This window comes from Aeromonas sp. PS2Canimalfood6 (assembly GCF_048276795.1).
In the GTDB taxonomy this organism is placed as follows: Bacteria; Pseudomonadota; Gammaproteobacteria; order Enterobacterales; family Aeromonadaceae; genus Aeromonas; species Aeromonas caviae.
Genome location: NZ_JBLUXC010000052.1, coordinates 1 through 18985 on the forward strand (window position 1 = coordinate 1; position 18985 = coordinate 18985).

Sequence of the window (18985 nt, forward strand, 5' to 3'; positions counted from 1 at the left end):
GCGTTTCCTGGCGTTGGTTTCTGCCTTGGCGAGGGCCAAGAAATCGATTGGATCGGACATACTGAGTACAGTGAAACCAGAATAGAGCAATTAGATCACATCTTTAATCTGATTGGTATTAGTTGTCCATGGAGAAACAGCTTCATGAGAATCCAGGTTTCCATCCATTTTTTATTCAAGCCGTCCGTGATCCGCTCACGGTGTCGCACATGAAGTGTCATCTGCGACCGGTATAACAAAGAGTGCGCAGTACGCCCATAGCACGGCAACTCAACGAGGATAAAACGATGAAAATGAAAATGGCACCAACCCTGATTGCTCTGGCCATTGCAGCCATGGGAACCACCACCGCTCAGGCGGCCGACGACTGGTACACGGGTATGGGTGCAGGTTGGGCCTATGGCCACGACCTGGATACCTTCGGCCAGGATGCTGACAAGGACGCCACCGCGCTCTCCCTGTTCGGCGGTTACAACTTCACCGAGAACTTTGCCGCCGAGCTCGGCTATCTCTATGCCGGCAAGGCTGGCGTCGATGGCGTCGACTTCAAGACCCAGGGTGCCACCCTGTCCGGTATCGCACGCCTGCCCATGAATGACATCTTCTCCGTCTTCGCCGAAGGGGGTGCCTACTTCAACCACGTCAACGGCAACGGCCAGAGCGACAACGGCACCTCGCCGCTGGCGGGTCTGGGTCTGACTGCCAAGCTCTCCGACCTTATCGACCTGCAGGCCCGCTACCGCTACATGTGGGATCTGGGTGACGATCAGAAAACCTGGAAAACCGACATGAGCGTCGCCACCCTGGAACTGGTGATGCACCCGAACCGCACCACCTATGTGGCACCGGCCCCGGCACCGGCTCCCGAGCCGGTTCCCGAGCCCGTCATGGTCGACAAGAACTTCTCCCTGAGCTCGGACGTGCTGTTTGCCTTCGGCAAATCCACCCTGAAGCCGGAAGGGGCTGCTGCGCTCAACACCCTGTATCAGCAGATCGTCGACGTCCAGCCGAAAGATGGCAGCGCCGTGGTGGTGGGTTACACCGACCGCATCGGCTCCGATGCCTACAACCTGAAGCTGTCTGAAGCCCGTGCCCGCACCGTGGCCGACTTCCTGGTTGGCAAGGGTCTGCCGGCTGGCAAGGTTTCCATCGAAGGTCGTGGTGAAGCCAACCCGGTCACCGGCACCCAGTGTGACGGCATCAAGGCCAAGGCTCAGCTGATCGCCTGCCTGGCACCGGATCGCCGCGTCGAAGTGCGCGTCACCGGCGTAAAGGAAGTGCAGCAATAAGGGGACAACCACCTGTTGCAAAAAGGGGCCATTCCGGCCCCTTTTTTAATGCCCGGACGGCACCGCCAACGCGGGCCGCCCACCAGCCTGCCCCACCGATTCTCCATACAGATGCGTCACTTAAATGGTTAAAGCGCTCACATCGCCTATACATAATGTTGGCTATACATAGCAAAGGGCTGGGAGCCCTATAACACCCAACATCGACGAGGATACGCGATGAACATAAGACTGAAACCTGTGTGGATTGCATTGGCATTGGCGACGAGTGCCGCCCAGGCGGCACCTGTTCACGACTGGTATGTGGGGGCTGGGGGTGGCTGGGCCTTTGCCCATGACATCGATGATTTCAGCCAGGGTGTCGGCAAGGACGCGACCGCCATCAACGCCTTTGTCGGCTACAACTACAACGAGAATCTGGGGGCAGAGCTCGGCTACCTCTCCACCGGTGACTGGGATATCGCCGGCCAGGACTTCAACAGCAAGGGGGCCACCCTGTCGGTCATTGGCCGTTTGCCCCTGGGGGACATCTTCTCTGTCTTTGCCGAAGGGGCGGTTATCTCTATCACGTCGACTCCGTCAACGGGGGGGATGACAATCTGGCTCCCCTGGCGGGTCTGGGCCTGACCGCCAGACTGAGCGACTGGGTAGACATCCAGACCCGCTACCGCTACATGGTGCGAGTCGGGGACGATCCTGACAACGACAAGGTGGGCAGCGGTACCAAACGCTGGGTCAGCGACATCAGTACCGCCACCATCGAGCTGGTGCTTCACCCCAATCGCACCGTCGCCGCAGTGCCGGTGGCCGCGCCTCTGGTTGTGGCACCGCCGCCCCCGGCTCCCGAGCCGGTGGATCAGACCTTCAACCTGAGTTCGGATGTGCTGTTTGCCTTTGGCAAGGCGGAGCTCAAACCGGAGGGGATGCAGGCACTCGACGCCCTCTACCAGCAGATCGTCGACGTCAAACCCAAGGATGGCAGCGCCGTGGTGATGGGCTACACGGATCGCATCGGCTCGGATGCCAACAACCAGGCACTGTCGGAGGCCCGTGCAAGCACGGTCGCCAACTTCCTGATTGGCAAGGGGCTGCCCGCAGACAAGGTGAGCATCCAGGGCAACGGCGAGAGCAACCCGGTCACCGGCACCCAGTGTGATGCCATCAAGGCCAGGGCCGCCCTCATCGACTGCCTGGCCCCGGATCGCCGGGTCGAAATCCGGGTCACCGGCGTCAGCAATCCTGCCGAGCCCGCCCCCGCCGAGCAACCGGCACAATAACCTCCTCTTCCTTCACCGCCGTGCACAAAAAAGGGATGCCGAGGCATCCCTTCTGCATGTCTGTCCCCTTGGGATCAGAAGGAAGTACGACGATAGCGGCGGTACTCGGGACGCCAGAAGTTCGCCTCGATGGCCTGATCGATCACATCATCGGGGGTCTGCACCGCCTTGCCCTGCAACATGGCGGTCTTGGCCACCATCTTGGCGATGTAGCGGGAGACCTGATGGATGTCCGCCAGATCCGGCAGCAAGGAGCCCTCTTCCCCCTTCACCAGGGGTGAACAATCCGCCAGGGCGCGGCTGGCCGACATCAGCATGGCATCGGTCACCCGGTTGGCACCGGAGGCGATCACCCCAAGGCCGATCCCCGGGAAGATGAAGGAGTTGTTGCACTGGGCGATGACGTAACGCTTGCCCTTGTACTCCACCGGTGCGAACGGGCTGCCGGTGGCGACCAGCACCTGGCCGTCGGTCCAGCGAATGAGATCAGCAGGTGTCGCCTCGACCCGGGAGGTGGGGTTGGAGAGCGGGAAGATGATGGGACGGGCACAGTGCTTGTGCATGGTCTTGACCACCTCTTCGGTAAACAGACCCGGCTGGCCGGAGACCCCGATCAGGATGTCCGGGCGACCGTGCTCCATCACCTCCAGCAGAGAGATGTTGTCCCCCACCGGCCACTCCTTGATCCGCTCGACCGGCTGGGAGAGCTTGCGCTGGAAGTCGAGCTGGTTGGGGATCTTGTCGGTGATGAGACCGAATCGGTCCACCATGAAGACCCGGCCCCGCGCCTCGGCGTCGGTCAGCCCTTCGGCCTTCATCTGCGCCACGATCTGCTCGGCGATGCCGCACCCGGCACTGCCCGCCCCGAGGAAGGCGACCCGCTTCTCGGAGAGTTTGGCACCGGAGGCCTTGCAGGCGGCGATGAGGCTGCCCAGGGTCACCGCGGCGGTCCCCTGAATGTCATCGTTGAAGCAGCACAGCTCATCCTTGTAGCGGTTGAGCAGCGGGGTGGCATTGCCCTGGGCGAAATCCTCGAACTGCAGCAGGATGTCCGGCCAGCGGCGCTTGACCGCCTGGATGAAGGCATCGACGAACTCGTCGTACTCTTCGCCGGAGATGCGCGGATGGCGCCACCCCATGTAGAAGGGGTCGTTCAGCAGCTGCTGGTTGTTGGTGCCCACATCCAGCACCACCGGCAGGCAGTAGGCCGGGGAGATGCCGCCACAGGCGGTGTAGAGGGAGAGCTTGCCGATGGGAATGCCCATGCCGCCGATGCCCTGATCCCCGAGGCCCAGGATGCGTTCGCCGTCGGTGACCACGATCACCTTGACGTTCTGCTTGGTGGCGTTTTGCAGCATGTCATCGATCCTGTCCTTGTCCGGATAGGAGATGAAGAGGCCGCGAGCACGACGATAGATGTTGGAGAACTCCTCGCACGCCTTGCCGACCGTCGGGGTGTAGATGACCGGCAGCATTTCGGTGAGGTGGTTGTTCAGCAGGCGGTAGAACAACGTTTCGTTGGTATCCTGGATGTTACGCAAATAGATGTGCTTGTCCATGTCGTTGCCAAACGCCATGAACTGGCGATAGGCACGCTCTGCCTGCTCTTCGATGGTTTCGATGTTCTGGGGCAGCAGACCCTCCAGATTGAAGCTGCTGCGTTCTTCGCTGGTGAAGGCGCTGCCCTTGTTGAGCAACGGCGTCTCCAGCAGGGCTGGACCTGCGTAGGGAATGTAGAGGGGACGTTTCTGATTATTATCTTCAAACATGGATCTGTACCTTGACTGTGTGGCTCGTCGATCCTATGGGCTTGAGCCAACAATTTCAAAGGGTTTGCACCTCCCTTGCGAAAGGTTTGCGACCCAGTCGACGAAAGGCCCCCGGAGTCTGACCCGTCAGACGTCGAAAACGGTTGGCAAAGTTGGCGCCGTCGCTGTATCCGACCCGGGCCGCCAGCTCGGCCAGCGGCCAGTTGGTGTAGAGCAGCAACTGGCGCGCCTTGTTCATGCGAAGCCCGGTGAGCCAGGCCATGGGGCCCATGCCGAACACCTGCTGGCAGAGCCGGTGCAGATGGGGCACCGAGCAGGCCATCTGGTCGGCCAGCAGGGCCACGCTCCAGGGCTCGTCCAGACGTGCCTCCACCCGCCGAAACAGCGCCTGTAGCCGCAACTCCGGCGTGCCGCGCACCTCCCCCTGCAGGGTCCGCTCCAAGAGTGCCAGCAGCAGGCTCAGCAGCTGGGGCTGAAGCGGCGAACGAATTCCCTCCCCCTGCATCAGGTTGAGCAGGTGGTAGAGCTGCTCCCCCTCCTCCCCCTGCCAGATGCGATGGCCAAGCCGGTGCAGATGCTGCCAGCGCGGCACGTCGTCCAGCAGGATCCAGCTGGTATGCCAGGCTTCCCCCACCAGCCTGAGGCCCCCCGGCACGGCGGCCGGGAGAAAGACCAGGGCTCCCGCCGGGATGGGCTGCTCCCCGCCATCGGTGAGCAGGGCGCCCCCCTCGTCATGGCTCACCATCAGGATGTGAAACTCCGGTCGGTTGCGGCGGATAAGGTAGTGCTCCCGTATCGTCGAGAGGCCGGTCAGGAAGACGCCCGCCTCCCCAAGCAGGGGCAGCCCTTCGCGTCCCAGCATCCGCTCTTCGCAGGCCGGGGCGATTTCCAGACACTCGCTGATAAATGGCATAGCACCTCAACAGGATAGTTTTGCACAAGAAAGCCGAGAGAGGCTCACAGTGAAGCCTCCCGATATCACCCCTATCATACCCACGACAAACCCTGATTTTTACCAACCCGGTTAACATAAATGAATTATTGGCAAGCGATTTTAAAACAAACCACCGATCGCGAGTTCATGACGCGACTGTGGCGACTGGCCCTGCCGGTTTCGCTGCAATCCATGATGTTCTCCCTGCTCGGCCTCATCGACATCATGATGGTGAGCCAGCTCGGCACCACGGCTGTGGCGGCGGTCGGCTTGGGCAACCGGGTCTTCTTCTTCAATCTGCTGGTGATAGCGGGGCTCTCGGGCGGGGTCTCGGTGTTGGCGGCACAATATTTCGGCCGTGGCGAGATGGCCGGGGTGCGCCGCTCCCTGGCCCTGGCCCTGGTGGGCGCCCTGGCGGTGAGCCTGCCCTTTGCCCTCGTCTATGTGCTCTCACCGGGCAGCGTGCTGGGGTTTGCCAGCCAGGAGCCCGCGCTGCGCGAGCTGGCCGACGAGTTCCTGATGATCACCGGCGCCACCATCCTCTGCACCGCCGTGGTGGTGCCCCTGGAGTCGGCCCTGCGCTCGGTGGGCAATGCCGCGGCGCCGACCCGTATCGGCATCATCGCCATCATCGCCAACGTCATCCTCAACTATGCCCTCATCTTCGGCCATTTCGGCGCCGAGGCCATGGGAGTAGCCGGTTCCGCCTGGGGCACCACCCTTTCGCGCCTGCTCCAGACCGCGCTGCTGCTTGCCTATGTGTGGCGTGCCGAGCCCCGTCTCATCCCGCGTAAGCAAGACTGGCTCGCCGCCTTCAGGCGCAAGGAGGTGGTGCGCTTCACCCTGATCGCCCTGCCGCTGTTGCTGCACGACGGGCTCTGGGCCTTCGGCATGCTGCTCTACGGCTTCCTCTACGCGCATCTCGGCACCGACGCCCTGGCCATCATGACCACCCTCGGCACGCTGGAGAGCATCCTCATCTCTCTCTTCTTCGGGCTGGCGGTGGCCTGCTCCACCCTGCTCGGTCACCGGCTCGGGGCAGAGGAGTATGACGAGGCCTGGCAGCACTCCCAGCTCTTCCTGCTGCTGGCCCCCGTCGGCGCCCTGCTCGTGGGGACCGCAGTCTGGCTGATGCAGGGCAGCCTGCTGCAATGGGTCGGCAACCTGCCGGGCGAGCTGATGACTGAGGCCGGCCAGGTGCTCGCCATCATGTGTCTGGGCATGCTGCTCAAGGTGTTCAACATGGTGGGGATCGTCGGGGTACTGCGCTCGGGGGGGGACGTCAACTACAGCATCTTCATCGACATCGTCGGCATGTGGTGCATCGGCCTGCCGCTGGCCTGGGTGGCGGTCAGCCTGCTGGGCTGGCCCCTCTCCTGGGTGGTGGCGGTGGTCCTGCTGGAGGAGCTCTCCAAGGTGCTGCTGGTGCAGCGCCGCATTCGCCAGCGGCGCTGGCTGCGCAATCTGGTGCTGGGATAAGGGAAGAGCGCAAAGCGGGAAAATGCGGGGTCATATCAATGACAGAAAATCCCGCTTTGCAGTATGCTGGCCCCCTCTTCAATCAGAGGCGGGGTGCGCCGGCCATGCCGACCCTTGTGCCCCTGCCCAGTAGTCGTTTAAGGAGACGAGCATGCAACCACAAAAAGAGCGGATCACCGAGACTGCCCTGCTGGAGATGGCCAACAAGATCATTCGTGAACACGAGGACTTCATCCACGGCATGCGCGCCGACTCGGTGGAGCAGAAGGGGGACATTCTGGTGTTCAAGGGGGAGTTCTTCCTGGCTGAGGACGGCACCCCGACCGGCAAGACCATGGCGGTGTTCAACATGTTCAAGCTGCTGGCCCAGCAGCTCTCCGGCAAATACACCCTGGCCTGACGCCAGCCCCGTCATCACCGGATGCCGCCCTCAGGCGGCATCCGTTTTTGTGCGCCCAGCATCGCCCGCGGGTTTCCCTGCCTCGGCCACCACGCAGTTGCGACCCGCCATCTTGGCCATGTAGAGGCACTCGTCCGCCCGGTTGAGCAGATCCGCCACCCCCTCGCCACGCTGGGCCAGGGTCAGACCGATGCTCACCGTCACCTCCAGCAGCTCGTCGGAGGTGGGGCTTTTCACCAACCTCGCCTCCACCGCGACCCGCAGCCGCTCCGCCACCCGCTTGGCTTGTGCCAGATCCGTGCAACCGGGCAACAGGATGGCAAACTCCTCCCCGCCGTAACGCCCGAGCACCATGCCGGGCTCCAGTTGTTCCGACAGGGTGGCCGCCACCTCCTTGAGCACCGCATCCCCCGCCAGATGGCCGAAGGTGTCGTTGATGCGCTTGAAGCGGTCCAGATCCAGCAGCAGCACCGCGAAGGGAGCCTGTTTGCGGATCATGGCGGCCCTCGCCTTCTCGAGCTGTTTCATCAGCAGGCGGCGGTTCATCATGCCGGTCAGCTCGTCGGTGGTGGACTCCCGGTAGAGCTGCAGCAGCATGTTGAGCTGGCCGCACTGTACCCAGCTGCTGGCCAGGGCAAACAGCCCCAGCAGCCAGATCTGGTTGAGGGTCTGCACGCTCCAGAGCGGCTGCCCCACCAGCAGCCAGTTGCCGGCCAGCATGGTGACCAGAATGCCCCCCGCCAGTTGCAGGCTGAGGGAGAGGGGAATGGGGAAGATGGCGAACAGGCTGATGAGCAGATAGGGGAAGGCCATGTAGCCCGCCTGCATCTCCTGATCCGCGCCGAAGCTGTGCAGGCAGATGAGGGAGAAGAGCATCATCACCGCCATCAGGTAGCCCAGCGCCAGCTTCATGCGCTCGCGCTTGAAGTGGATGAGATAGGAGAGGGGGATGAGGGGCGAGAGGGCCAGCAGGCAGAAGATCCTGACCTGGAACAGCGCCTCGAACTGGATGGCTGGCAGGGTCAGCCAGTCCACCAGGGCCCAGCTCGGGAGCCCCGCCATCAGCAGACAGGTGAGCAGCCGCAGCCGCACCGTCATGAAGCCCATCCGGGTCAGGGTGAAATCTTCGGAGTGGGCGCGGGCACTCCAGAACTCCGACAGCTTCAGCATCCAGAGTCTCCATCTTCGAACCGAGGGCTCATTCTACACCGTCCCCATCCTGATGCATCAGCCTCCCTCCCCTTTGTGAGGGATCGGTCTCACACAAACCGGCGGATCTTAATCGCCACAGGAAAACGTTTCAACCCATCGAGAAATAAACGAGTTTGCGCTCAATTAGCGCTGGAAAGCGCGATACCAATCACTAAAATAGCGCCCAATTTTCTCCCATCCCCCCACACATTCGAGGTATTTATGGAACAGGCTGCCGCCCCAAGCGCCATCCGAGAGGCCCATCCACCCAGGCGAGCCCACAGCGAACTGGTCTACGGCATCGAGGATGTCCCGCCCCTGCCCCAGACCCTGTTCGCCGCCCTGCAGCATATGCTTGCCATGTTTGTCGCCATCATCACTCCCCCTCTCATCATTGCCAACGCCCTCGGCCTCCCTGCCGCCGACACCCGCTATATCGTCTCCATGTCCCTGGTCATGTCCGGCATCGCCTCCTTCATCCAGACCCGCCGTTTCGGCCCCCTCGGTTCCGGCCTGCTCTCGGTACAGGGCACCAGCTTCAACTTCCTCGGTCCCATCATCGCCTCCGGCCTCGCCCTCAAGCAGGCGGCCATGCCCACCGACGATCTGCTGGGCACCCTGTTCGGCACCATGCTGGCAGCGGCCCTCACCATCGTCGTCATGAGCCGCTTCCTTCACCTGGTCAAACGGATCATCACCCCGCTGGTGACCGGCATCGTGGTATTGCTCATCGGCCTGACCCTCATCAAGGTAGGGCTCATCAGCATGGGGGGCGGCTACGGCGCCTTGGCGGACGGCAGCTTCGCCAGTCACACCAACCTCTTTCTCTCCCTGCTGGTGCTCGGCCTCATCGTGCTGATGCAGCGCAGTCGCAACCCCTGGCTGCGCCTCTCCGCCATCATGATCGCCATGCTGACGGGCTATGCGGTGGCGCTGCTGCTGGGCAAGGTGGCTGCTCCCACCTTCGACGGCCCGCTGCTGATGGTGCCTGTTCCGCTGCACTACGGGCTCGGCTTTGACTGGCAGCTGTTCGTGCCGCTCGCCATCATCTTCGTGGTGACGGCGCTGGAAGCCATCGGCGACATGACCGCCACCTCCGACATCTCCGGCGAGCCGCTGGAAGGGCCGGTCTACATGGCGCGGATCAAGGGGGGCGTGCTGGCCGATGGCGCCAACTCCATGCTGGCGGCGGTCTTCTCCACCTTCCCCATGTCCACCTTCGCCCAGAACAACGGCGTCATCCAGCTGACCGGGGTGGCCAGCCGCCATGTCGGCCTCTTCATCGCCGCCATGCTGGCCCTGCTCGGCCTGTTCCCGGCGGTGGCGAGCCTGGTGCAACAAATACCTGAACCCGTGCTCGGCGGCGCCACCATCGTCATGTTCGGTACCATCGCCGCCGCCGGGGTGCGCATCATCTCCCGGGAGGAGCTGGACCGCCGCGCCCTGATGATCCTGGCGGTGTCGCTCGCCATGGGTCTCGGAGTGGCCCAGGTGCCCGAGGTGCTGCAACACCTGCCGGAGCTGGCCAGGAGCGTGCTTTCCTACGGCGTCGCCACCGGCGGCCTCACCGCCATCCTGCTCAATCTGCTGCTGCCCAGGCGCGCCGCCGCACAGGCCTGACACTCCGCCATCCTTGCACCAAAGCCCCGCCATGCGGGGCTTTACCTTGTTTGCCCCCGCGCGTACTGTGCTTGGCAGCCTCTGCCAAAGGATGCCTTTCATGCCTTATACCCTGCTGCCCCCGCCGCCCGCCCACCAGACACCCGACCAGATCCTGGCCGAGGAGCAGCGCTGGCTGCGGGAGTGCGCCGGTGACGGCGAGCCCAGGGCCCTCCTCTGGCAGGGCCCCCAATGCCTCATCGTCACCCGCAAGGATACCCGTTTGCCCCGCTACCAGGCCGCCTGCGAGCAGCTTGCCGCCGAGGGCTGGCCGGTGTTCGTGCGCGACAGCGGCGGCACCGCCGTGCCCCACGGCGCCGGCATCCTCAACCTCTCCCTCATGCTGCCCCGCACCACCACGGATCTGGCCCACTACTACCGGCTGCTGGGGGCGCCCCTGCTCACCCTGCTGGAGGAATACGGTCTTGCGGGCAGCTACGACTTCGTGCCCGGCTCGTTTTGCGACGGCCAGTACAACCTGGTGATCGGGGGGCGCAAGGTGACCGGCACCGCCCAGCGCTGGCTGGCGCCGGGCCGGGATCACGACGGCGCCGTGCTGGCTCAGGCCATGCTGCTGGTGGCAGGGGATGTGGACGAGGGTACCCGGATGGCGAGCCGCTTCTACGAACTGGCCGGGGGCGAGCTGCGCTTTGCTCCGGGCACCTCCACCACCCTGGCCCACGCCATTGGCTGGCAGGGGGATGAGGCGGCCCTGGTGAGCCGGGTGAGCGAAGCGCTGGCGCAGCGGCTCACCGGAGATATTCCCTCCCCCTGACCCACTGGGGGCAACAAGCGCCGTCATTCATTGCGTAAAATGCAAAAAAGCCACGATGAGCGTCGTGGCTTTTGCGTATTTCGCACAGATATTGTCAGAGGAGCCGGGATCAAGCCCCGGGTTTTGCCATCCCAGCCCGGATCCCGGTTGACACCATGGACAGGAGCCCGCTGACAGGACTTCCCGCAGGCCCGCTTCTCATCAGGCCGTCTGCGGCTCGGGCTCGGACTCCGTATCCCGGTCCCGGCTGAAGTAGGCGCGGGTCTCGGCAATCACCACGTGGCGCAGGCCGATGAGGCCGATGAGGTTGGGCACCGCCATCAGGCCGTTGACGATGTCGGCCAAGAGCCAGATCAGGTCCAGATGGAGGAAGGCACCGCTCGCCACCAGCACCAGATAGATGAGGCGGTAGGGTTTGATCGCCTTCACCCCGAACAGGTACTCGGTGCAGCGCTCGCCGTAGTAGTTCCAGCCAAGGATGGTGGTAAAGGCGAAGAACAGGAGGCCGATGCTCACCAGATACTGGCCCACATGGGCATCCAGCCCCTGGGCAAAGGCCAGACTGGTCATGGCCGCACCGCTTGCATCGCCGCTCCACACCCCGGTCACCACCAGCGTCAGGCCGGTCATGGTGCAGATGATGAGGGTGTCGATGAAGGTACCGGTCATGGAGACCAGCCCCTGCTCCACGCAGGAATCGGTCTTGGCCGCCGCCGCCGCGATGGGGGCCGAGCCCAGGCCCGACTCGTTGGAGAAGACTCCGCGCGCCACCCCGGACTGAATGGCCAGCATGATGCCGGCGCCGACGAAACCGCCGGTGGCCGCATGGCCGGTGAAGGCACTCCCGATCACCAGAGCGATCGCCTCCGGCAAGGCACTGGCATTGTTCACCAGCACACCCAGACAGGCGACGATGTAGAAGATGGCCATGAAGGGGACCACCTTGCTCGACACGCTGGAGATGGACTGGATACCCCCCAGGGTCACCAGCGCCACGATCAGGGTCAGCACCACGGCGGTCACTTCACGGGGTACCGAGAAGGAGAGGCTCATGGCATCACTGATGGCGTTGACCTGGGGGAAGGTACCGATGCCGAAGAAGGCGACGCCGATGCCGAACAGGGCAAACAGCTTGGCGAGCGGCCTGGAGCCGAGCCCCTTCTCCAGATAGTACATGGGGCCACCTGCCATCTGGCCGTTGGCGTCCTGCTGGCGATATTTCACCGCCAGCAGGCACTCGGCGTACTTGGTGGCCATGCCGAACAGGGCGGCCATCCACATCCAGAACAGGGCGCCCGGGCCGCCGAGCTTGATGGCGGTGGCGACCCCGACGATGTTGCCGGTGCCGATGGTGGCGGAGAGGGCGGTGCACAGGGCACCAAAGCTGGAGACATCCCCTTGCTTGCCCTGCCCCTGATCGCGGCCAAAGACCAGCTTGAGGGCCAGCGGCAAACGCACGATCTGAAGCAGACCCAATCGCCAGGTGAGATAGATACCGGTCCCGACCAGCAGGATCAGCAGGGGGGGACCCCAGATAAAGCTATCGATGGCGGCGAGCGCCGATTGAATTGATGACATGCATCCTCCTTAAAAAACAACGATTAAGGAGGAGAAGGATGATCTTCCCATAGGTGTCGCGATCAACCAGAGGCGATCGGATGCGGGCCAAAAACGTGTTCACACTCTTGCTGCGAGGCCGTGATCAAGGCTCATGCGCGGCTCGAAAGCCTCATGTATTTACATACACTCCGGTTCCTGCGCTGCTCTTTACCTTGCTGACGACCTCTCGTGACAGACCGTGAACAGTTCCAAGCTCAGGTACAACCATCCCATCCCCTCTGTCCTTTTGCCTGAGAGTTTCCGGCGCCAGATTGCGATGCAATCACGGTGCCTTGCTCCTTCGGCGCCCGATTCAACGGGTCTCTCCAGAGTATCGTCCAGTAGCAGTCCACACCGGTTGCCCGGTACCTGAAAGATTCACTTCTTCGGTGGATGGTTGCCCATCGCTCTCCTGCTACCTTCATCCGAACTAGTTTGGATCAGGAAGCGGGCATGGTAATCCAAAAAATGTGAGCTGTCTCGCACTCCCTGGCCCCGGCGCCCCCTTTTTACCTGGCCTCAACCCCCAGGCCTGATGTTATTAGTTCGTTAACTATCAACAGCTTATCAAGCTCCCTTCGGAGGTGCTCCCCATCACGGCCCTGATCGCTCCCCGTATCAAGAGCCTGTTTCGTCTCGACCAGAAAAACTTGCCGACATATCCAATCAAAATGCTTGCACACAAACTCAATAAGCCGATAATCCCGCGCATAACTAAGCACTTTGCAAGGGAGTTATGCAATGTGCCTGGTGGGTCCCTCCGGACCGCTCGCCTGAGCCGGCCGTCGCCGGTTCAATCGCATATGGCTTGGGCATATCACGCCCCCTAAGGACTATCAAAAGAGAATGAACGAGACCCTGGTCGCACAAGATTACCGTCAGTTGGTTGAACAATTCGGCTCCCCCCTGCTGCTGCTCGACAAGGCAGCCGTCCGCAAACAGTATCGGGCCCTGGCGGCCGCCCTGCCCGATGTGCGCTTGCATTATGCACTCAAGCCCCTGCCCCACGAGGCGGTGGTCTCTGTCTTGAAGGAAGAGGGGGCCTGTTTCGATCTGGCCACCAATGGCGAAGTGGATCTGGTGCGCAGCCAAGGGGTTCGCCCGGGACGCTGCATCCATACCCATCCCATCAAGCGTGACAGCGACATCCGTTATGCCCTGGAATTCGGCTGCACCGTGTTTGTCTATGACAACCCGCTGGAGCTGGAAAAGTTCCTGCCCTACAAGGATGAAGTGAAACTGCTGCTGCGGGTCAGCTTCCCCAACCCCGAGACCAAGGTCGATCTTTCCAAGAAGTTCGGCTGCACCCCGGAGCAGGCATTGCCGTTGCTGCAACTGGCCCAGGCCAAGGGGATCAAGGTGATGGGGCTGTCGTTCCACGTCGGCTCCCAGGTGCCCCACGCCCGTCGCCACGTGCAGGCCATCGACGCCTGCCGCGAGATCATGGAGCAGGCCTGGGAGCTAGGGCTCAAGCCCTGGGTGCTGGATATCGGCGGCGGCTTCCCGGTGGACTATGACGGCGGCGAGTTCGACATCGACGGTTTCTGCGCCCCGATCCGCGAGGCCCTGGCCAAGCTGCCCGCCACGGTGCAGAAGATTGCCGAGCCGGGCCGCTTCATCAGCGCGCCGGCCATGACCTCGGTCTCCAGCGTGATGGGCAAGGCCCACCGCGGCGACAAGATCTGGTACTACCTGGATGACGGTCTCTACGGCAGCTACAACGGCCAGCTCTACGACCACGTCACCTACCCGGTGAGCACGCCCTATGCCCACGGCGAACTGCACAATGCGGTGCTCTCCGGCCCCACCTGCGACAGCGTGGACGTCATCCGCGACAGCATCATGCTGCCGGATCTCGAGATCGGCGAGCTGGTGGTGGGTCGGGTGATGGGGGCCTACACCTGGGCCTCCGCGTCCACCTTCAACTTCTTCCCCAAGGCGAGCATCCTGATCCTGGACAGCGCCCAGAAGCAGAAGCTGGTTGCCGTGGCCTGAGACCAGGCCCCGCGCACAAAAAAGAGGGGACGCCGCGGCGTCCCCTCTTTCATTTCATCACCAGACTAGATGAACTGGCTCGTCAGCAGCCAGCCGGTGTAGGCGACGAAGCAGGCGAGCAGCACGCCCCCCTCCAGCCGGTTGATGCGCCCCTGCCCCTTGCGGCCCAGACACATCACCAGCAGCAACAGGGTCAGCCCCATCATGATGCTCCAGTCGCGGGAAAGCACTTCGGGCGCCACCTCGAGCGGGTGGATGCCAGCGGCGATGCCCACCACGGCCAGGGTGTTGAACAGGTTGGAACCCAGCACGTTGCCAAGGGCCAGATCGTGCTCGTTCTTGCGGATGGCGATGAGGGACGATGCCAGCTCCGGCAGGGAGGTCCCCACCGCGACTATGGTCAGGCCAATCACCAGATCGCTGATGCCAAAGCCCTGGGCGATGGTCACCGCCCCCCACACCAGCAGACGGGAAGCCCCGATCAGCAGCACCAGGCCGACGATGAGCCAGAGGATGGCGCTCTTGAGAGACATACCCTCGGAGACGATGTCCTCCTCGGTATCCGTATCCAGCGCATCCCCCTTGCCGTTCATGCCGGCCCAGATGGACCAGCCCATCAGCACTACGAACACGGCCCCCAGAATGGCGGCATCCATCCGGCCCAGATTGCCGTCGATGAGCAGGGCGCCGGAGAGCAGGGTGATGCCGAGCAGGATGGGGATCTCCTTGCGCACCACCTGGGAGGCGACGGCGATGGGGCTGATCAGGGCGGTCAGACCCAGGATCAGGGCAATATTGGTGATGTTGGAGCCATAGGCATTGCCGAGCGCGAGCCCAGGATTGCCCTGGGAGGCCGCCAGCGCGGAGACCACCATCTCGGGGGCCGAGGTACCAAAACCGATGATCACCATGCCGATCAGCAGCGGCGGCATACCGGCGTAACGGGCGGTGGCGGCGGCGCCGTCCACGAACTTGTCGGCACTCCAGACCAGCAACGCCAGTCCGGCAATCAGGGCAACAAAAGCCAGGGTCATATTGTTCTATCTCATCCACGGCAAACACGAGAGCCAGGCAAGTTGCCTGGCTCCATCCAAACGCGGCCTCAGTGTAACGGGGCCGCTTGCTATTTCAAGGTGTAATCAAACGCCGATTAATCTTTCACAGCGCCGCCAGCAGGCTCTGGGCATCCGACACCTCGAACTTGCCCGGCGCCTCCACGAGGAGCCGCTCCACCACACCATCGTTGGCGATGAGGGCAAAACGCTGGGCCCGCACGCCGCCGAAGACCCCGGTCTCCTTGGCAAGACCCAGTGCCCGGGTCCAGCTGCCGTCACCGTCCGCCAGCATGGTGATGTCAGAGGCGTTCTGTGCCTCCTGCCACGCCTTCATCACGAAGGCGTCGTTGACCGACAGACAGCATAGTTCCACCCCCTTGGCCTTGAACTGATCGGCCAGCACCACATAACCCGGCAGGTGGGCGTTGGAGCAGGTGGGGGTGAAGGCGCCGGGCACCGCAAAGAGCACCACCCGCTTGCCGGCAAACAGGGCCCGGGTATCCTTCACCTGCTTGCCCTCGGCAGTGATAAAGGTAAATTCCCCTGCGGGCAGGGATTGACCGACCGTGATCATGATGACGCATCCTTCTGTGGTTCAAAGAGGCCCAGTCTACCCCATTCCACCAGAAGGCGAAGGGGTCCATCGAGCGGCAACAAAGCGATCGGGGAGCGAACGCCTGTCGCCCCTATTTCTGGCCTGATGGCAGGCGCCTTGCCTGCCAGGTGGCGATGGCGAGCAGGGAGTCAGGCGTGAACTCGTCCGCCCGATCGGCTATCTCGCCCAGGCTCATCCAGTGCACCTCGCTCACCTCTTCGGCCTGCAGTTGCAGCGGCCCCTGATAGTGACAGCTGAACAGGCCGCCCCAGACCCGGTAGCGGCTGCCGCTCGCCTCCCCTTCGGCATAAAAGGTGCCGTAATTCTGTAGGGGCACGTCGTGGATCCCCAGCTCCTCGGCCAGCTCCCGCCGGGCGGAAAGGGCCATGGCCTCCCCCGTGGTCACCACGCCACCGGCGCAGGCATCCAGCATGCCGGGGCAAAAATCCTTGCTCGGGGTGCGCCGCTGCACCAGGATGCGCTCAGCCTCATCCAGCACCAGGATGTAGCTGGCACGATGGCGCAGGTTTTCCTGACGCACCCTGGCGCGCTCGGCCACCCCGATCACCCTGTCCTGCTCGTCTACTATGTCCACCCACTCCACGTGCGGCACCTTTGTCATGTCTGCAATGGCCGCAGTATATCGGGCCCCGGACCCGGACTCTCACTACTTTTTCAACGCCGGGGCTGCACGCCAGTCGATCACAAGACAGATTCATACAAATCTTTATCAAGTGTCACATCAGTGTCACGGTCCGTCGGCATAGTGTGCCCTGTCCAAACAACAGGGTCTCTTGCCATGAAGGTGTTCAAGCAGTGGTCTCCCCGTCGAATTGCTCGATATATCAAGAGCTTCCATCATGGAAGTTTCATGGTTGAAGCACTGGGGCGGTTTGAGTTTCAAGGGGGGATCATCGATGTGAAGCCATTGAGCTGTCATCAGGCGCTGAGCCTGGCCCGGCAGATCAACCTGGCCGTGCGCGATCTGCGCACCACCACCCTGTTGCCGGGCTGACATACTCCTTTCTGTCTGTCGTCGACTTCCATGTACACATTTGCCCGCCGCTCATTCGAGCGTGCGGGCTGTTTTTCTGAAGGTTGTGCCCTGCCTCAGTGCTGCAGGATCTGGGAGAGGAAGAGCTTGGTCCGATCGGACTGGGGGTTGTCAAAGAACTGATCCGGCACGTTCTCTTCGATGATTTGCCCCCGGTCCATGAAGATCACCCTGTCCGCCACCTGCTTGGCAAACCCCATCTCGTGGGTGACGCAGAGCATGGTCATCCCCTCGTGGGCCAGCTCCACCATCACATCCAGCACCTCCCGCACCATCTCGGGATCCAGCGCAGACGTCGGCTCGTCAAACAGCATGACCTGGGGATTCATGCAGAGACTGCGGGCGATGGCGACCCGCTGCTGCTGGCCACCGGAGAGCTGCCCCGGATACTTGAGCGCCTGTTCGGGGATCCGCACCCGGCGCAGGAAGTTCATGGCGATCTCCTCGGCCTCCTTGCGCGGCAACTGCTTGACCCAGATGGGCGCCAGGCAACAGTTCTCCAGCACGGTCAGATGGGGGAAGAGGTTGAAGTGCTGGAACACCATGCCCACCTCCCGGCGCACCGTCTCGATGTTCTTGAGATCGGAGGTCAGGGCCGTGCCCTTGACCAGGATGTCTCCGCTCTGGTGCTCTTCCAGCCGGTTGATGCAGCGGATCATGGTGGACTTGCCCGACCCCGATGGTCCGCAGATGACGATCTTCTCCCCTCTGCCCACCTGCAGGTTGATGTTGCGCAGCACGTGAAACTCACCGTACCACTTGTTGACCTCTTTCAGTTCGACAACTGCGTCCGTTTTCATATCAGAACGACTCCTAATGCTTGTGGCCCGTGTTGAGTTTGCGCTCCAGATAGATGGAGTAGCGGGACATGCCAAAACAGAACATCCAGAAGATCATGGCGATAAAGACATAAGCTTCGGTGGAATACCCCAGCCAGGCCGGATCCGCCAGGGCCACCTTGGAGATGGCCAGCAGATCGAACAGCCCGATGATCAGCACCAGGCTGGTGTCCTTGAACAGGGAAATAAAGGTGTTCACCAGGGAAGGAATGGTGATCTTGAGGGCCTGGGGCATGATGATGAGGCCCATCACCTTCCAGTAGGAGAGCCCGAGGGCATCCCCCGCCTCATATTGCCCCTTGGGGATCGCCTGCAGCCCCCCTCTCACCACCTCGGCCACATAGGCCGCCTGGAACAGGATGATGCCGATGAGCGCCCGCAGCAGCTTGTCGAGCTCCACCTCGGTACTCATGAACAGTGGCAGCATGACGGACGCCATGAAGAGCACAGTAATGAGCGGCACCGCCCGCCAGAACTCGATGTAGACGGTACAGAGGCTGGAGATGACCGGCATGTGGGAGCGACGCCCCAGTGCCAACAGGATGCCGAACGGCAGTGCTACGACTATGCCCACCACCGCCAGCACCAGGGTGAGCATCAGCCCGCCCCAGCGGTTCGTTTCCACCACCTCCAGCCCCGCTCCCCCATGGATGAGGAAGAAGGCGATGACAGGGAACACCAGCAGGGTGAAGAGCGCCAGCCACCCCTTGCGCGGGGTCTTTGGCCAGATGAGCAGGGCCAGCAGCGCCGCCAGACCGGCGAAGGTCAGGTTGATGCGCCAGTACTGATCAGCCGGGTAGAAGCCATAGAGATACTGCCCCAGCCGGCTCTCGATGAAGATCCAGCAGGCACCGCCCTGGACGCAGGCCTCGCGGCTGCTCCCCTGCCAGGTGGCCGAGAACAGCGCCCAGTCCAGTGCAGACCAGATGAGTGGCAGCAACAGATAGGCCAGCACCAGGGTCAGCAGGCCGTTCCACCAGTTGGGGAAAAGGTTCTGCCTGATCCAGGCGAGCGGCCCCCGACGGTGGTTGGGAGGCGGCAGCGCCTCCTGCAATTCATTCACGAACATGACAGC

16 protein-coding genes, 1 pseudogene and 1 riboswitch are annotated in these 18985 nt (G+C 62.7%); of the genes and pseudogenes, 8 read left to right on the plus strand and 9 right to left on the minus strand.

What is annotated here, in order from left to right:
* Positions 1–287: 287 nt before the first annotated feature.
* Positions 288–1289, plus strand: coding sequence for a porin OmpA (gene ompA, locus ACNPAA_RS17095; RefSeq protein WP_049636313.1), 1002 nt, complete (start codon positions 288–290; stop codon positions 1287–1289).
* Positions 1290–1508: 219 nt separating this feature from the next.
* Positions 1509–2566: pseudogene (locus ACNPAA_RS17100) on the plus strand (OmpA family protein).
* A gap of 74 nt (positions 2567–2640) precedes the next feature.
* Here ACNPAA_RS17100 and ACNPAA_RS17105 read toward each other — a convergent pair.
* Together ACNPAA_RS17105 and ACNPAA_RS17110 are read right to left on the minus strand one after the other, a co-directional pair.
* Complete coding sequence (locus tag ACNPAA_RS17105; RefSeq protein WP_039039301.1) at positions 2641–4335, minus strand: NAD-dependent malic enzyme; 1695 nt, start codon at positions 4333–4335, stop codon at positions 2641–2643.
* Positions 4336–4390: 55 nt separating this feature from the next.
* Positions 4391–5248: a helix-turn-helix transcriptional regulator gene (locus tag ACNPAA_RS17110; RefSeq protein ID WP_270671819.1), complete on the minus strand. Its 858-nt coding sequence runs from the start codon at positions 5246–5248 to the stop codon at positions 4391–4393.
* A 120-nt stretch (positions 5249–5368) separates the two neighbouring features.
* Between ACNPAA_RS17110 and ACNPAA_RS17115 the strand changes: the two genes are divergently transcribed.
* Both ACNPAA_RS17115 and ACNPAA_RS17120 read left to right on the plus strand, forming a co-directional pair.
* Positions 5369–6748, plus strand: coding sequence for an MATE family efflux transporter (locus ACNPAA_RS17115; RefSeq protein WP_041213343.1), 1380 nt, complete (start codon positions 5369–5371; stop codon positions 6746–6748).
* A 151-nt stretch (positions 6749–6899) separates the two neighbouring features.
* A complete protein-coding gene (locus ACNPAA_RS17120) occupies positions 6900–7148 on the plus strand; it encodes a YciN family protein (protein ID WP_010673495.1) in 249 nt (82 codons plus the stop codon).
* A gap of 30 nt (positions 7149–7178) precedes the next feature.
* Here ACNPAA_RS17120 and ACNPAA_RS17125 read toward each other — a convergent pair whose 3' ends face one another.
* Positions 7179–8318: a diguanylate cyclase gene (locus ACNPAA_RS17125; RefSeq protein WP_417891897.1), complete on the minus strand. Its 1140-nt coding sequence runs from the start codon at positions 8316–8318 to the stop codon at positions 7179–7181.
* Positions 8319–8561: 243 nt separating this feature from the next.
* Between ACNPAA_RS17125 and ACNPAA_RS17130 the strand changes: the two genes are divergently transcribed.
* Together ACNPAA_RS17130 and ACNPAA_RS17135 are read left to right on the plus strand one after the other, a co-directional pair.
* Positions 8562–9959, plus strand: coding sequence for a nucleobase:cation symporter-2 family protein (locus tag ACNPAA_RS17130; protein ID WP_279976649.1), 1398 nt, complete (start codon positions 8562–8564; stop codon positions 9957–9959).
* A 100-nt stretch (positions 9960–10059) separates the two neighbouring features.
* Complete coding sequence (locus ACNPAA_RS17135) at positions 10060–10773, plus strand: lipoyl protein ligase domain-containing protein (protein ID WP_323937601.1); 714 nt, start codon at positions 10060–10062, stop codon at positions 10771–10773.
* Between the two features lie 201 nt (positions 10774–10974).
* Here the strand turns inward: ACNPAA_RS17135 and ACNPAA_RS17140 are convergent, their stop codons facing one another.
* On the minus strand, positions 10975–12351 hold the full coding sequence (locus tag ACNPAA_RS17140; RefSeq protein ID WP_039039296.1) for an alanine/glycine:cation symporter family protein: 1377 nt from the start codon (positions 12349–12351) through the stop codon (positions 10975–10977).
* A 250-nt stretch (positions 12352–12601) separates the two neighbouring features.
* Positions 12602–12712, minus strand: a riboswitch (glycine riboswitch).
* Positions 12713–13218: 506 nt separating this feature from the next.
* Here ACNPAA_RS17140 and ACNPAA_RS17145 point away from each other — a divergent pair.
* Entirely contained in the window at positions 13219–14367 is a 1149-nt protein-coding gene (locus tag ACNPAA_RS17145) for a type III PLP-dependent enzyme (RefSeq protein WP_010673490.1), read from the plus strand.
* A 65-nt stretch (positions 14368–14432) separates the two neighbouring features.
* On the opposite strand, the gene ACNPAA_RS17150 is transcribed toward ACNPAA_RS17145, so the two are convergent.
* The 3 genes from ACNPAA_RS17150 to yfcD all read right to left on the minus strand — a co-directional run bounded on the left by ACNPAA_RS17150 (position 14433) and on the right by yfcD (position 16639).
* Positions 14433–15401 carry a calcium/sodium antiporter gene (locus ACNPAA_RS17150; RefSeq protein ID WP_417891898.1) on the minus strand — a complete coding sequence of 323 codons (969 nt, stop codon included), beginning with the start codon at positions 15399–15401 and terminating at the stop codon, positions 14433–14435.
* Between the two features lie 124 nt (positions 15402–15525).
* Positions 15526–15996: a peroxiredoxin gene (locus ACNPAA_RS17155; protein ID WP_417891899.1), complete on the minus strand. Its 471-nt coding sequence runs from the start codon at positions 15994–15996 to the stop codon at positions 15526–15528.
* A gap of 112 nt (positions 15997–16108) precedes the next feature.
* Complete coding sequence (gene yfcD / locus ACNPAA_RS17160; protein ID WP_417891900.1) at positions 16109–16639, minus strand: NUDIX hydrolase YfcD; 531 nt, start codon at positions 16637–16639, stop codon at positions 16109–16111.
* 177 nt (positions 16640–16816) lie between these two features.
* Between yfcD and ACNPAA_RS17165 the strand changes: the two genes are divergently transcribed.
* Positions 16817–17032, plus strand: coding sequence for a DUF1107 family protein (locus ACNPAA_RS17165; RefSeq protein ID WP_010673486.1), 216 nt, complete (start codon positions 16817–16819; stop codon positions 17030–17032).
* 95 nt (positions 17033–17127) lie between these two features.
* On the opposite strand, the gene ACNPAA_RS17170 is transcribed toward ACNPAA_RS17165, so the two are convergent.
* Both ACNPAA_RS17170 and ACNPAA_RS17175 read right to left on the minus strand, forming a co-directional pair.
* Positions 17128–17871, minus strand: a complete 744-nt coding sequence (locus tag ACNPAA_RS17170; protein ID WP_010673485.1) for an amino acid ABC transporter ATP-binding protein — start codon at positions 17869–17871, stop codon at positions 17128–17130.
* 13 nt (positions 17872–17884) lie between these two features.
* Complete coding sequence (locus ACNPAA_RS17175) at positions 17885–18979, minus strand: amino acid ABC transporter permease (RefSeq protein WP_010673484.1); 1095 nt, start codon at positions 18977–18979, stop codon at positions 17885–17887.
* Positions 18980–18985: the final 6 nt, after the last annotated feature.